This window comes from Caballeronia sp. LjRoot31 (assembly GCF_964253885.1).
Lineage (GTDB): Bacteria > Pseudomonadota > Gammaproteobacteria > Burkholderiales > Burkholderiaceae > Caballeronia.
The window spans coordinates 63,220-76,737 of sequence record NZ_CAXURX020000001.1; the positions used below are offsets into that span (position 1 = coordinate 63,220).

The 13,518-nt window shown below is 59.4% G+C and carries 12 protein-coding genes; 5 read left to right on the forward strand and 7 right to left on the reverse strand.

Going from position 1 to position 13,518, the window contains the following annotated elements; translation table 11 throughout:
• Nucleotides 1-2: 2 nt before the first annotated feature.
• Both ACSQ8V_RS00275 and ACSQ8V_RS00280 read left to right on the forward strand, forming a co-directional pair.
• Nucleotides 3-776, forward strand: a complete 774-nt coding sequence (locus ACSQ8V_RS00275) for an exodeoxyribonuclease III (RefSeq protein ID WP_213765125.1) — start codon at nt 3-5, stop codon at nt 774-776.
• Between the two features lie 983 nt (nt 777-1,759).
• Nucleotides 1,760-3,010, forward strand: a complete 1,251-nt coding sequence (locus ACSQ8V_RS00280; protein WP_436204565.1) for an IS256 family transposase — start codon at nt 1,760-1,762, stop codon at nt 3,008-3,010.
• A 223-nt stretch (nt 3,011-3,233) separates the two neighbouring features.
• Here the strand turns inward: ACSQ8V_RS00280 and ACSQ8V_RS00285 are convergent, their stop codons facing one another.
• The 6 genes from ACSQ8V_RS00285 to argB all read right to left on the reverse strand — a co-directional run bounded on the left by ACSQ8V_RS00285 (nt 3,234) and on the right by argB (nt 9,228).
• Nucleotides 3,234-4,175: a M48 family metallopeptidase gene (locus tag ACSQ8V_RS00285; protein WP_213768917.1), complete on the reverse strand. Its 942-nt coding sequence runs from the start codon at nt 4,173-4,175 to the stop codon at nt 3,234-3,236.
• Nucleotides 4,172-5,458 carry an AmpG family muropeptide MFS transporter gene (locus ACSQ8V_RS00290; RefSeq protein WP_213768918.1) on the reverse strand — a complete coding sequence of 429 codons (1,287 nt, stop codon included), beginning with the start codon at nt 5,456-5,458 and terminating at the stop codon, nt 4,172-4,174. The genes ACSQ8V_RS00285 and ACSQ8V_RS00290 overlap by 4 nt, the downstream gene beginning before the upstream one ends.
• Before the next feature lie 54 nt (nt 5,459-5,512).
• On the reverse strand, nt 5,513-6,121 hold the full coding sequence (gene metW, locus ACSQ8V_RS00295; RefSeq protein WP_213768919.1) for a methionine biosynthesis protein MetW: 609 nt from the start codon (nt 6,119-6,121) through the stop codon (nt 5,513-5,515).
• Complete coding sequence (gene metX, locus ACSQ8V_RS00300; protein WP_436180532.1) at nt 6,118-7,263, reverse strand: homoserine O-succinyltransferase MetX; 1,146 nt, start codon at nt 7,261-7,263, stop codon at nt 6,118-6,120. The genes metW and metX overlap by 4 nt, the downstream gene beginning before the upstream one ends.
• A 293-nt stretch (nt 7,264-7,556) precedes the next feature.
• Complete coding sequence (locus ACSQ8V_RS00305; protein ID WP_213768921.1) at nt 7,557-8,261, reverse strand: pyrimidine 5'-nucleotidase; 705 nt, start codon at nt 8,259-8,261, stop codon at nt 7,557-7,559.
• A gap of 67 nt (nt 8,262-8,328) precedes the next feature.
• The gene (gene argB, locus ACSQ8V_RS00310) at nt 8,329-9,228 is read right to left on the reverse strand and encodes an acetylglutamate kinase (protein ID WP_213768922.1); all 900 of its coding nucleotides are present in this window, start codon (nt 9,226-9,228) and stop codon (nt 8,329-8,331) included.
• 257 nt (nt 9,229-9,485) lie between these two features.
• Here argB and ACSQ8V_RS00315 point away from each other — a divergent pair, with 257 nt between their 5' ends.
• A complete protein-coding gene (locus ACSQ8V_RS00315) occupies nt 9,486-9,680 on the forward strand; it encodes a cysteine-rich CWC family protein (RefSeq protein ID WP_436204566.1) in 195 nt (64 codons plus the stop codon).
• A gap of 103 nt (nt 9,681-9,783) precedes the next feature.
• Here ACSQ8V_RS00315 and ACSQ8V_RS00320 read toward each other — a convergent pair whose 3' ends face one another.
• On the reverse strand, nt 9,784-11,493 hold the full coding sequence (locus tag ACSQ8V_RS00320) for a tetratricopeptide repeat protein (protein WP_436204567.1): 1,710 nt from the start codon (nt 11,491-11,493) through the stop codon (nt 9,784-9,786).
• A gap of 108 nt (nt 11,494-11,601) precedes the next feature.
• Between ACSQ8V_RS00320 and ACSQ8V_RS00325 the strand changes: the two genes are divergently transcribed.
• Both ACSQ8V_RS00325 and ACSQ8V_RS00330 read left to right on the forward strand, forming a co-directional pair.
• Nucleotides 11,602-12,948 (forward strand): ATP-binding protein, encoded by a 1,347-nt coding sequence (locus tag ACSQ8V_RS00325; protein WP_436204568.1) that lies wholly within the window; start codon nt 11,602-11,604, stop codon nt 12,946-12,948.
• Nucleotides 12,945-13,487, forward strand: a complete 543-nt coding sequence (locus ACSQ8V_RS00330; protein WP_089166514.1) for a response regulator transcription factor — start codon at nt 12,945-12,947, stop codon at nt 13,485-13,487. The genes ACSQ8V_RS00325 and ACSQ8V_RS00330 overlap by 4 nt, the downstream gene beginning before the upstream one ends.
• The last annotated feature ends 31 nt before the right edge of the window (nt 13,488-13,518 follow it).

Below are 13,518 nucleotides of genomic sequence, written 5' to 3' on the forward strand. Positions count from 1 at the left end.
TCATGTTTCGTGTCATCACCGCTAATTTGAACGGCATTCGGTCTGCCGCCAAGAAGGGTTTCTTCGACTGGTTTGGCGAGCAGGATGCCGATGTTGTCTGTGTACAGGAGATCAAGTGTTCGCAAGACGATCTCACGCCGGAATTTCTCGCACCGCACGGTTTCCAGGGTTACTTCCAGCACGCGGTTAAAAAGGGTTATTCCGGCGCGGGGCTTTATACGAAGCACGAACCGGATGAAGTGATCATCGGGTTTGGGAGCGAGGAGTTCGATCCGGAAGGGCGTTATGTGGAAGCGCGCTTTGGGGATTTATCGGTGATCTCGGTGTATGTGCCTTCGGGGTCCAGTGGTGAAGAACGGCAGCAGGCGAAATATCGGTTCATGGCTGAGTTCATGCCGCATCTTGAGGAACTGGCGAAAGAACGCGAAGTGATCTTGTGTGGCGATGTGAACATCGTGCACAAGGAAATTGATATCAAGAACTGGAAGAGCAATCAGAAGAACTCGGGTTGCCTGCCGGAGGAGCGTGCGTGGCTTACGCAACTCTTCGATGAAAAAGCGTATGTGGATGTATTCAGAACGCTGGATCAGCGGCCTGAGCAATATACGTGGTGGAGCAATCGCGGCCAGGCTTACGCGAAGAACGTAGGGTGGCGGATTGATTACCAGATCGCGACGAAAGGTGTTGCGGATACGGCCGCGGCGACTTCCGTTTTCCGCGATATCAAGTTTAGTGATCATGCGCCGTTGATTGTTGACTATCAGTGGACGGTTTAGTTTGTTCGCACCGGTGGACGGGGGGCGGTTTTGGGGTTGGTGGGCGGGGGCAGGGGGCAGGGGTCAGTGCCGGGGTGGTCGGTTCTGGGGTTAGTGGTCGGAGTCAGTGCTGGGTTGGTGGTTTCGGGGTCAGCGGTCGGGTTGATGCCGGGTTGCTGCTTTCAGTGTTAGCGGTCTGCCTGAGTCGGATTTTCTCTTTATCACTATTAGCCACTGTGCGTGGCGGCACGTCATTTCTTTGTCCAAAGCGACAAAGAAACGAAGCAAAGAAAGCGCTTTCAACCACGCTACCCTAAGTGTCCACAGCGTGCAGTTTTCATTCATGGGTGCCCCAAAAGCACGGTGCTCGCCAGAACGGAGGATGTTTGAACCCCTCCTTCTCGCGAATCCTGACATGAACACGCTTCGCCCCGTACGCTCTCGGGCAAGCCCAATTGCTAAGGAACCCGCACGGCCCTACAGGTATTTATGGCTGCGGTTTTTTGACAGGTTAGCTACCTGGTCTGTGCGACCGTATTCATTCGCCACAGCTTGATGCGTGTTTGTGTTTACTGCTTCAGTTTTTGTGAATTGGCTGCGCGTTCTGTACAGCTATCTTCGTCGGTTACGGCCACCCGCATCTTCGCGACCTCGTTTTCAGCAGGGTTGGCGACGTGGTTCGAGGCGCGTACACATTTGGTGGTGGTCGTCCGCGGATAGCGCGGGGTGCTCCTTGGGCAGGTTCAATCACTGGTGGCGAAGCGTGTGGGTATCGGTGTTCGGAGAAGGAGGGGTTCACACATCCTTCGCTCTGGCGAGCACCGTGCTTTTGGGGCACCTATGAATAGAAACTGCACGCTGTGGACACTTAGGGTAGCGTGGTTGAAAGCGTTTTCTTTGCTTCGTTTCTTTGTCGCTTTGGACAAAGAAATGACGTGCGGGGGTGTAATTAGTTTTGTGTAAACGGTCATTTGGCAGGAGACTGCCAGCATCTAGGAGCAGCGATGACCGTAGCGAAGCGTATTAAACGAGTAAAGCCCGATCCTGAGTTGGTAAAACTGGCGGACAGCCTGTTGGCGAACTATCAGAAGCCTGAGGATTTGATTGGCGAGAATGGCCTGCTCAAGCAGCTCACCAAGATGTTGGTCGAGCGGGCTCTGGAAGCTGAGATGTCTGAGCATTTGGGCCACGGCAAGAGCGCAGCGGTGACCAATGCCACGGGCAATACCCGCAACGGCCACAGTGCCAAGACGTTGCAAGGCGAGTTTGGCGAATTGCCGCTCGCTATCCCGCGTGACCGTCAAGGCGCGTTCGAGCCGAAGCTGGTGGCGCGCCACCAGACACGCTGGGCCGGATTTGACGACAAGATTATCTCGCTGTACGCGCGTGGCTTGAGCGTGCGTGAGATCCAGGGTCATCTGGAAGAAATGTATGGCACCGAGGTTTCACCCACGCTGATCTCGGCCGTGACAGATGCAGTCAGCGAGGACGTGAAGCTCTGGCAGGGACGCGCGCTCAATGCGCTGTACCCGATCGTTTATCTGGACTGCATCCACGTCAAAGTGCGTGACAGCGGGGCTGTACGGACCAAGGCGGTGTATCTGGCGATTGGCGTGAACATGGACGGCCACAAGGAGGTCCTGGGCTTGTGGATCGCCCAGACCGAGGGTGCCAAGTTCTGGCTACAGGTGGTGACGGAGTTGAAGACGCGCGGCGTGCAGGACATCTTCATTGCCTGCGTGGACGGGCTCAAGGGCTTTCCAGAAGCCATTGAAGCGGTCTATCCCAAGGCTACAGTGCAGTTGTGCATCGTGCATATGGTGCGCAACAGCCTGAACTACGTATCATGGAAACTGCAGCGCGAAGTGGCCGCCGATCTAAGGACGATTTACACGTCGACGACCGTCGAGGTGGCCGGGCAGATGCTCAGCGCCTTCGAGCTCAAATGGGATAAGGACTACCCCTTGGTCGGGCAGAGCTGGCGGCGCAACTGGGCTCGGGTGATACCGTTCTTCGACTACCCGCCGGAGATCCGAAAAGTGATATATACGACCAACGCGATCGAGTCGATCAACATGAGCCTGCGAAAAGTCATCAAAACGCGCAGTTCATTTCCAACTGACGACGCCGTATTTAAGCTGTTTTACCTGGCGCTGAACAACATTAGCAAGAAATGGTCGATGCCCATCAGAGACTGGAAAGCAGCACTAAACCGCTTCGCCATCCAGTTCGAAGACCGGATGTCGCCGGCTTAAACGAAAACCCGTTTACACAAAATCCGGCACACCCCCTGACGTGCCGCCACGCACAGTGGCTAATAGTGATAAAGAGAAAATCCGACTCTCGCAGACCACTAACGCCGAAAGCACCAACCCGGCATAGACCCCGACCGCTGACGCTAGAACCCACCACCCCGGCATCAACCCCAACCGCTAACCCCTTGCCCAACCAGAACCCCGAGTGCGAACGAAACCCCCCTCACATATGAGGCTTTTTAAACCGTCCCATTCCCGCATAACCCGGCAACTGGTCCACCGTTTTCCCGATCGCTTTTGCATAAAGCGGCATCATATCCGGCAATCGCTTCATCAGATCGTGTACGCGCGCAGCGCCATACGGATGCATCCAGATAAAACCGTTCGGCGTGCGCCGCGTACGCGCATCAATCTTCTTCCATAACGTGATGGCGGCGCGCGGATCGTAACCCGCCCGCGATGCAATCTCGCTGCCAATCACATCGGCTTCGGTTTCATCGGCGGCGGTATATCGCATGGCCAGCAACTGCTCGCCAATCCCCAGCGGAGTGGAACTGATATCGGCGAAACCGAATAACGGCGGAATCGTTCCCGTACTCAATTGCGCCGCCTGCTGACGCCCCAGCCGATCACGCGCATGTTCGCGCAACGCATGCGCAATCTCATGGCCGATCATCATGCCGAGTTCGTTATCGTTGAGACGCAACCGGTCAATCAGCCCGCTATAAATCACAATCTTGCCGCCCGGCAGGCAATACATGCGAATCTCGTCCGAACGCACTACATTGACTTCCCACTTCCAGTTCTTCGAGCGGTCATTCCACTTCAGCGCAAACGGAATTTCACGATTGGCAATTTCGCGTGCACGCTTCACGAGCGGATTGTCGTCGCCCAGAAGATGCTTGGTGCGCCGGGCCTCGCGCAGGATTTGAGCGTATTCGTCGGCGGACTGCTGTTCCAATGTCGCCGATGGAATCAGGTTGCGGAACAACGCCGCATTGCCAAAACGGATCTGGTCGGTGGCGGCGGAATAGGGCGGTTGTACATTAGCCGGTGCCGCCGGCGCTGCATCGGAAGTCCCCGACGCCGCGGACACCGCGAAGCTCAAGCCAGCATGTAGCGACACAACGCAAGCGGCGACGCGGATCAGGGCGTGCACCTTCATTGGACAGGTCTCCAGGGCGCGATTTTCGGCAACAGTAACATGCCTGGAATAGACAGCGCAGCGCAGATCATGAAGTACTCGAACCAGCCTGTTTGCGCGACCACAAAGCCGCTCGATGCCGACGCCAACGTCCGCGGCACCGACGCAAGACTCGTAAATAGCGCGAATTGCGTGGCGGTATAACGCGGATCGGTCGTGCTCGCGATGTAAGCCACGAACGCGGCCATCGTCAGGCCGGTGGCGAAGGTTTCGAACCCGTAGAGCGCGGCCAGCGCCACGGGCGACGGCCCGATTTTCGCCAGCCACGCAAAGCCGAGCGTGGAAACGATCTGCAACACGCCAAAGATCCAGAGCCCGCGTGCAATGCCGATCTTCACCAGCCACACGCCGCCGACAATCCCGCCCGCCAGGCTCGCCCAGAACGCGACGGTCTTCGCAATGACGCCAATCTGCGTCTTGTTGAAGCCGATATCGAGGAAAAACGACGTGGAGAGCGTGGTCGCCATCGTGTCGCCGAGCTTGTACAGGAAGATAAAGCCAAGAATCAGCAGCGCCGTGCGCCAGCCGTCCCGGGCGATAAATTCGCGAAACGGCTGGATGATGGCATCGCGTAGATTCTTGGGCGGCGTGCCATGCACTTCGGGTTCGTTGACCACGAGCGTCAACACCATGCCGGGCAGCATGAACGCCGCCGTGACGAGGAAGACGGTGGACCACGGCAGGTGATCGGCGAGAATCAGCCCGAGCGAGCCGGGCACGAGCGCCGCAATCTTGTACGCGTTCACGAAGACGGCGTTGCCGAGTCCCTGCTCGGTGTCCGCCAGGAGTTCACGACGGTACGCATCGATCGCAATATCCTGGCTCGCCCCGAAAAACGCGACGAGCGCGGTCAGCGCGGCGACGGTCCAGATCTGGTCTTTCGGCGATATAAACCCAAGCGCGCCAATGGCCACGGCCACCAGCAACTGCGTGACGAGCATCCAGCCGCGCCGCCGTCCCGGCCGCCAGCCCGGCAGGCGCGGCACGTAGCGGTCCATCAGCGGCGCCCAGATAAACTTCCAGGTGTAAGGAAACTGGATCAGCGCGAACAGCCCGATCTCTTTGAGGTTCACGCCTTCAGTGCGTAACCACGCCTGGACGAGATAGACGAGCGTGAAGAGCGGCAGCCCCGACGTGAAGCCGATAAACACGCAAATCAACATGCGTTTGTTGAGAAACGCGCGCCAGCCGGGGTGGTCTTCGTGAGCGGTAAGAGCGGGCGCCTCGTGTGGCGAGTTGGACATAGGATCGATTCGAAGCAGTAAGCGGTGCGCGAGCGACGAACCGGCAAGCTCAGTTCAGCTTCGCTTTACGCGATAGACCGCAAGGCTACCACGCCAGTTCGCCCCCCAACGGATGGACTGCCCACCGTGCAGCACCGCGCGATCGAGGATTTCGATCCCCACTTCCGGCGCCAGCGCCTCAAAATCCCGGATGGTGAGAACCCGTACGTTCGGCGTGTTATGCCATTGATACGGAAGCGTTTTCGACACCGGCATGCGCCCCTGCAAAACGGTTAGCCGATGCCGCCAGTACCCGAAATTAGGAAACGAGACAATGCATTCGCGTCCCACGCGCACGGTTTCACGCAGGATCGCGGCGGTTTGATGGATCGTTTGCAGCGTCTGCGACAGGATCGCGAAGTCGAAACTATCGTCTTCGAACAGGCGCAAACCGTCTTCCAGATTCTGCTGAATGACGTTCACGCCTTTCTGGGCGCACGCGAGCACGCCGGCGTCGTTGATTTCAATACCGTAACCCTTTACATCGAGTTCTTCGGCGAGCAGCGAGAGCAGCGACCCATCGCCGCAACCCAGATCCAGCACGGACGAGTTCGGTTCAACCCAGCGCGCAATGGCCCGAAAGTCCGAGCGCAGCGAAAGAGAGTCCAGCGTGATTTGGTTCATGCGCCCACCTCGGCGGCAATGCGTTCGTAATAGGCGCGCATCAGGTTGTGATAACGCGCGTCGTCGAGCAGGAAGGCGTCGTGGCCGTGCGGCGCATCGATTTCGGCGTAGCTCACCGTGCGTTTGTGATCGAGCAGCGATTTCACCAGTTCGCGCGAGCGTGCTGGCGCAAAGCGCCAATCGGTCGAAAAGCTAGCAATCAGATATTTCGCCGTGGTGTGCGCGAGCGACTTGGTCAGGTCGCCGTCGAACGCCTTGGCGGGATCAAAATAATCCAGCGCGCGCGTGATGAGCAGATACGTATTGGCATCGAAGTATTCGGCGAATTTATCGCCTTGGTATCTTAGGTACGATTCAACTTCGAACTCGACGTCGAAGTTGAAGTTGTACGCATCCAGAGCGCCTTCCGCCCGACGCAATGCGCGGCCGAACTTGGCGGCCATGTCGTCGTCCGAGAGATACGTGATGTGGCCGATCATGCGCGCGACCCGCAATCCGCGACGCGGCTTGACGCCGTGCGCATAATAATCGCCGCCATGGAAATCGGGATCGGACAGGATGGCGGAACGCGCGACCTCGTTGAACGCAATATTCTGCGCGGAGAGTTTCGGCGTCGATGCCACCACAATGCAGTGCGCCACGCGATCCGGATACATCATGCTCCAGGCCAAAGCCTGCATGCCGCCGAGGCTGCCGCCCATGACCGCGGCGAAGCGCTCGATACCGTATTGATCCGCTACGCGAGCCTGCGCGTGGACCCAGTCTTCAACCGTGACCACAGGAAAGCTCGCGCCGTACGGTTTGCCGGTGACGGCGTTCACGCTCATGGGACCGGTCGAACCGAAACATGAGCCCAGGTTATTGATGCCGATGACAAAAAACCGGTTGGTATCGAGCGGCTTGCCTGGACCCACCATGTTGTCCCACCAGCCGACGTTCTTGGGGTCGTCGACATAGACGCCCGCCACATGATGCGAGGCGTTCAGCGCGTGGCAGACGAGCACCGCGTTCGAGCGGGCGGCATTGAGCGTGCCGTAGGTTTCGACGACGAGATCATAGTCACCGAGCAGGCTGCCATTTTGCATGCGCAGCGGTTCAGTGAAATGCAGTGTTTGGGGAGTGACGATGCCGATTGATTCCATTCATTCCGCCTAAAGAAAACAGGGCGGCTAAACGGCGTCGGCGATGCGCGGAGGAGACCAAGCGGCGCGGCTGACAACCTCTTTAGCCGCATTTATAGTGAACCGGGTCAGGGTTCGCGCGCCCGCAATCGAGTCAGCAAATCGGCGCGTTGAAACAAATCAAGATAGCGGTGAAGTATATCGGAAAAACGGGAAAGGGGAGCTACGGGTACGGCTAGAGCAGCGAGCCCAAGCGATGAAGTTTGAAGTCCGTACTACTTTTGTGATTTCAGGCGACTCGGGATACGCCTGGTCTATCTGAGACCGCGCAAGCCCTTCAAAGACCTGATCTTGAGATCGACATAATGCGGCCGGCCGCTGGTCGGGGACCGAAGAGACTTCCCGCCGCTGGCATTTAAAACCGACGGCAGATGCCCCGTGATCCAGACCGTGCGAATCCCCAAACGCTTATAGCGTTTCAAATGCCCACGCGTATCTTCTACAAGAACCGCGTCGGAGAGCGGCACATGAGCCCGCCGCATTGCGCGCCGAAGCATTCCTGCATCAGGCTTCGCGCGCCAATAACCGGTTCGGTCCTGCATATCCTCGATGGCAATCACGCGTTCAAACAGCTTGGCGATACCCAGTTCGTTGAGCACCGCGTGAGCATAAATTGAAGGCCCGTTGGTCAACACGATCTTCCGCCCCGGAAGCCCTCGGATCATCCGCGCGAGGCCGCGTTCGGCACGAACCATGGACCCGAGATCGGCGAAGGTATGGACGACGTGCAGGAAGTCGGCGGCGTCGATGGGATGATGGCGCACCAGGCCGAGCAGGGTGGCGCCGTATCGCTGCGTATAACCGGTGCGCAACCGGTTGGCTTCGTCAACATCCACGCCCAACCGGTCGATGATGTACTGCGTCATCCCGCGATTGATCGCGGGGAAAATCTCATGCGATGCGTGATGCAGCGTGTTGTCGAGATCGAATAACCAGACAGGGCGCCCGTGCGTGTTCATCCGGCGTCGGGAAGAACGCAAAAGCTCAACTCGAGCGCCGGCAGGTTCCACGTTCAATGAGCCACGTTCAATGCGAACGAATCATGGTCCCGAACGGCTGCTCGGTCAGGATCTCAAGCAGCACCGAATGCTCGATTCGACCATCGATGATATGCACCGAGCGCACGCCGCTCTTCGCCGCGTCGAGCGCCGATGAAATCTTCGGCAGCATGCCACCGGAAATGGTGCCGTCGGCGAACAGCGCGTCAATCTCGCGTGCCGACAGATCGGTCAGCAGATTGCCTTCCTTGTCCATCACGCCGGGGATGTTCGTCATCATCACGAGCTTCTCGGCGTTCAGCACCACGGCGAGCTTGCCCGCGACCAGATCGGCGTTGATGTTGTAAGACAAACCGTCTTCACCGAAGCCGATTGGCGAGATGACCGGGATGAACGCGTCGTCCTGCAGCGCCTTCACGACGGCCGGATTGATGGCTTCGACTTCACCCACCTGACCGATATCGATGAATTCGCCCGGATTGTCGCGATCCGGCATCATTAACTTGCGCGCGTGGATCAGGCCACCGTCCTTGCCGGTGAGGCCGACCGCATGGCCGCCGAAATGATTGATCAACGTGACGATGTCCTGCTGCACTTCGCCGCCGAGCACCCATTCGACCACTTCCATGGTCTCTTCGTCGGTGACGCGCATGCCCTGGATAAACGTTCCCTGCTTGCCGATCTTCTTGAGCGCCTGATCGATCTGCGGACCGCCGCCGTGAACGATCACCGGGTTCATTCCGACCAGTTTCAGCAAGATCACGTCGCGCGCGAAGCCCTGTTTCAGGCGCTCCTCGGTCATCGCGTTGCCGCCGTACTTGATCACGATCGTCTTGCCGTGATACTGCTTGATATAGGGCAACGCCTCGGCCAGGATTTCGGCTTTCAGGGTCGGCGCGATCTGCGTAAGGTCGGGAAGCTCGGACATGGCGGCGATAAGGCGAAGAGCAGTTTAAACAGGCGGAATTGTACAGGACTGACGCGCTGCATCAGCGCGTTTCCGATAGCATTCCGACGACGGGTGAAAGTTAGCCTCTGGTCGCGCCAGTATGGGGTTGGCGCGTGAAATAATGATGCGATCGGGCAGGCGTGGGCGGGTCAAAACGTGGCGCTTCGGCAACGGCCGCATCGCGCGCAATGCGGCTCGTGACCGCGTGTTTTGTTTTCGAAAGGCTTGGCTCCATCATGCGTTCCACCGACCCCGCTCCTCAATGCTGCGCCCTGTGCGGAGCGTTTTTCCGTTGTGCTCAGCAAACCGGCGACGCTCAATGCTGGTGCGCAGCGCTTCCGGCTTTGTCGGCCGAGCGCTTGAATCCGCGCATGACATGTCTTTGCCCGGATTGTTTGCGCGAAGAGACGCAACGTAGCATAAACGTGTGAATGTCGCGTTCGTGGCTGCGTTGGCGGAATGTGCGTGCGCATAAAAAAGCGGCGGTCCGTTGCCGGATCGCCGCTTTTTGCAGACTTAAACCTCTCGTAATGCTTACACGGCCGCTTTCTTCGCCGCCCGCTTACGCGGCGCCGCGCCTGTATGCGTGGCCGCGAGCGCGGCCAGATCACGCGTGACGTCGTCCATCACCGGCTCCCACTTCGAGAATTCCTTCTGCCGATACAGCGTCGCCGTCGGATACCACGGGCTGTCGGTGCGCTCCAGTTGCCAGACCCAATGCGGATTGGTGTCGAGGAGAATCCAGGTCGGCTTGCCGAGCGCCGCCGCCAGATGCGCCACGCTCGTGCAAACTGTAATCACGAGATCGAGTGAATCGATGAACGCAGCCGTGTCGTCGAATGATTCAAACTTGCCGGTGCGATCCGCGATCTCAAAACCACCGTCCCGAGCCGTGGATACCGCGCCCGACGCATCCTTCTGCAGCGAGAAGAACGCGACATTCTCGATCCCGCTGAACGCTTTCGCATACCGTTCAATCCCCACGCTGCGGAACATGTTGCGCTGATGGCCTTCGCTGCCGCTCCATACAAGGCCCACGCGCAGGCGTTTGTCGGCGGCGAATTCGGCACGCCAGTCGGCGGAGAGGTCGGCGTCGGCGGAAAGATACGCGCGCTTCGCCGGAATGGTGTCCGCGTCGATGCCGAAATGCAGCGGCAGGCTCAGCAGCGGGAAATGGAAGTCAGACGCGGGCAACGGCCCGTCGTGCGGCAGACATTCGACGCCTTTCGGCGCCATGCGTGCCATCAGCGGATGCAATGCCTTGAACGCAGCCCACACCAGCGTGCCGCCCTGCGCGTGAACCTTTTTCGCCAGCATTGGAACGAAACGGCAGAACTGCAGCGCGTCGCCGAAACCCTGCTCGCCCCACAGCAACAAGGTCTTGCCGCGTAGCGCTTCGCCGTTCCATCGTGGCATCGGGAAGTCGGGGTGCGCGTTGCGTAGTTCGCTTGAACCGTTCCAGCGCGACTCGAAATTGGCCCAGCCGCGCGCGTAATTGCCCTGCACGAGATCGAGAATGGAGAGATTGAACGGAAGGCGCTGCATTGCGGGCGCGATATGGAGCGCCGTTTCTGCGGCCTCGGTGGCCTCCGACCAGCGCTGCGCTTCTTTCAACCCGAGACTGTAGTTCGACAACGCGAGCGCATTCGACGGATTGATCTCGATCGCGCGCTTCCCGGCCGAAAGCGCACGATCGAGCTCCCAGCGGCGCGGATAGATGCGTGAGAGATTCGTCCACGCTTCGATATCGTCGGCATTCGCGGCGACGGCTTCTTCCAGCATGGCCAGTGCTTTATCTGCGCTGCCCGTGATTTCGTAGGCGACCGCCAGATTGTTGCGCAGCGTGAAGATGGCCGAATTGATCGCGTGGGCGCGTTCGTAGAAAGGAATTGCATCGGCGTGACGGTTGGCGAGCTGGAGCGCATAACCGAGATGCCAGAGCGCTAGCGCGTGCTGCGGATGCTGATCGACGAGTTGAGCCGCGAGCTGAATGCCTTCGCCGATACGGCTTTGCTTCAGCATTGCGTCGATCAGGTCGAGGCAGATCTCGGGCCGGTCGGATTGCAACATCATGGCTGCTTGCAGCCACACAGCGCGCTCGGCCTGATTGCCTTGCGTGTTCGCGCTGCGAGCGTTGTCAATGAACGCGGTCAGCGCACGCGGGATAATGCTGTCTTGAGCGGCGCCGGTTTGCGGCGCTTCGCTGAGAAGCTGACTGGGGCGGGAGGATGGGCTGTTAGTCATTTTGTGTATGCGGCCTGGCCGCCCTGTACGAGACAACATTGGATGATGCGGCAATCCCCTTTGTCCAACCATTAGACTAATCTGAAATTTGAGGTGAAATTCACCGCGATGCATCGAATAACGAACACAGGCCGCGTCAATCTCGGTCACCTGTTTTGGCTTCGCAGTCTTGCGATCATCGGTCAACTTGTTACCATCGCCGTCGTACAGGCGTTTTACGGTGCGCATCTCCCGTTAGCAGCCATTCTGACCATTGTCGCGCTTGAGGTATTGTTCAACGCGCTGACATGGGTACGCGTTGCGCGCGCGCAGCCTGAAACGAATCTCGAACTGTTCGGGCAGCTCTGGGTCGATCTCGGCGCGCTGTCCGCGCTGCTGTTCCTGAGCGGCGGCGCCACGAATCCGTTTGTCACGCTGTACTTGCCGTCGCTCGCGATCGCCGCTGCTGTGCTGCCGTGGCGTTTGACCATCTGGCTCGCGTTGTTCGCGGTCGTCTGTTATTCGCTGCTGACGGTCAGCTATGTGCCGCTGAATATGGAAGATCCGCTGAATTTGTTCGAATATTTCCGCATCGGGCTGTGGGTGAACTTCATGGTCAGCGTGGGGTTGATCGGCTGGTTCGTGGCGCGGATGTCGCGGGCGCTGCGGGCGCGGGATTTTGCACTGGCCGATGCCCAGGAGCGGCTTCTGCGCGACGAGCGCGCCGTGGCGCTGGGGGTCCAGGCGGCTACGGTCGCCCATGAAATCGGCACGCCGCTGTCGACCATCGCGATGCTGAGCGAGGAGTTGCGCGATTCCGCCCGTCACGACCCGCATCTCGCCCCCTATAGCGCCGATATCGAACTCCTCGAGCAGCAAATGACGTTGTGCACGTCCGCGCTCGCGCGCCTGCGCAGCCGCGCGACCGGACCCACGCCGCGGCAACCGCTGGATGACTGGCTGCATGGGTTTGTCGAACAATGGCGGTTGCGGCATCCGCACGTGCGTTTCGAGTTGATTGAGTTGGAAGATGACGCCGGGGAACACAAACGCGCGGGGCTGTTTCTCAGCGATCCCGTCGCAGTAGGGCAAATACTGACCATTCTGCTGGATAATGCGGCGCGGGCCAGCCGCGATTCGGTGACGCTCGCGACGTCGGCGAGCCGGCACCTTGGCGAACCCGTGATTCAATTCGATGTCCGCGATCAGGGGCCCGGCATTCCGGTGGCATTGCGGGGTTCGCTCGGCGCGATGCCCGTCGACAGTACGCAAGGCGGCCACGGTGTCGGCTTGTATCTGGCATTCTCAGCGGCTACGCGGCTTGGCGGGTCGATCGAGCTCACGCCAGCCAGCCCGCGCGGTACGCACGCCATCCTGCGTCTCGCCGACACAAGCGTCCCCGAATCGCGGGAAAAAGCAGCAAGGACGGGCCGCGGCGGCGTCGCCGCTTCCGTCACTACGGAGAAAAGAGCATGAGCGATACAAATTTTTTAGTCATCGACGACGATGAGGTTTTCTCGGGCATCCTCGCGCGCGGTTTGACGCGGCGCGGCTATACGCCGCATCAGGCGCACGACGCCGCCACGGCGTTGAGATTGGCAAACACGCAGAAGTTCAGCCAGATCACCGTCGATCTGCACCTCGGCAACGATTCCGGGTTGACGCTTGTCGCGCCCTTGCGCGATCTTCAGCCCGATGCACGGATTCTCGTGCTGACGGGTTACGCGAGCATCGCGACGGCGGTTCAGGCCGTGAAAGATGGCGCCGATAACTATCTGGCCAAGCCGGCGAACGTCGAGACAATCCTGTCCGCGCTGCAGGAGGAGGCCAGCGAGCAGACGGCCGAAGAGGCTATCGAGCATCCGGCGCTGCTGTCGGTCGCGCGGCTGGAGTGGGAGCATATCCAGCGCGTGCTGGCCGAGAACAGCGGCAATATTTCAGCCACGGCGCGAGCGTTGAACATGCATCGGCGGACACTGCAGCGCAAGCTGGCGAAGAAACCCGTGCGGCAATAAACGTTATGTAGAACGTAAAAGGGCGGCTCCC

What these genes read in the sequence shown, in the direction of transcription:
- metW (WP_213768919.1), bottom strand. Translation starts at nt 6,121, where the DNA reads ATGAACCAAATCACGCTGGACTCTCTTTCGCTGCGCTCGGACTTTCGG.
- ACSQ8V_RS00305 (WP_213768921.1), bottom strand. Translation starts at nt 8,261, where the DNA reads ATGAACACGCACGGGCGCCCTGTCTGGTTATTCGATCTCGACAACACG.
- ACSQ8V_RS00330 (WP_089166514.1), top strand. Translation starts at nt 12,945, where the DNA reads ATGAGCGATACAAATTTTTTAGTCATCGACGACGATGAGGTTTTCTCG.
- metX (WP_436180532.1), bottom strand. Translation starts at nt 7,263, where the DNA reads ATGGAATCAATCGGCATCGTCACTCCCCAAACACTGCATTTCACTGAA.
- ACSQ8V_RS00275 (WP_213765125.1), top strand. Translation starts at nt 3, where the DNA reads ATGTTTCGTGTCATCACCGCTAATTTGAACGGCATTCGGTCTGCCGCC.
- ACSQ8V_RS00280 (WP_436204565.1), top strand. Translation starts at nt 1,760, where the DNA reads ATGACCGTAGCGAAGCGTATTAAACGAGTAAAGCCCGATCCTGAGTTG.
- argB (WP_213768922.1), bottom strand. Translation starts at nt 9,228, where the DNA reads ATGTCCGAGCTTCCCGACCTTACGCAGATCGCGCCGACCCTGAAAGCC.
- ACSQ8V_RS00315 (WP_436204566.1), top strand. Translation starts at nt 9,486, where the DNA reads ATGCGTTCCACCGACCCCGCTCCTCAATGCTGCGCCCTGTGCGGAGCG.
- ACSQ8V_RS00325 (WP_436204568.1), top strand. Translation starts at nt 11,602, where the DNA reads ATGCATCGAATAACGAACACAGGCCGCGTCAATCTCGGTCACCTGTTT.
- ACSQ8V_RS00290 (WP_213768918.1), bottom strand. Translation starts at nt 5,458, where the DNA reads ATGTCCAACTCGCCACACGAGGCGCCCGCTCTTACCGCTCACGAAGAC.
- ACSQ8V_RS00285 (WP_213768917.1), bottom strand. Translation starts at nt 4,175, where the DNA reads ATGAAGGTGCACGCCCTGATCCGCGTCGCCGCTTGCGTTGTGTCGCTA.
- ACSQ8V_RS00320 (WP_436204567.1), bottom strand. Translation starts at nt 11,493, where the DNA reads ATGACTAACAGCCCATCCTCCCGCCCCAGTCAGCTTCTCAGCGAAGCG.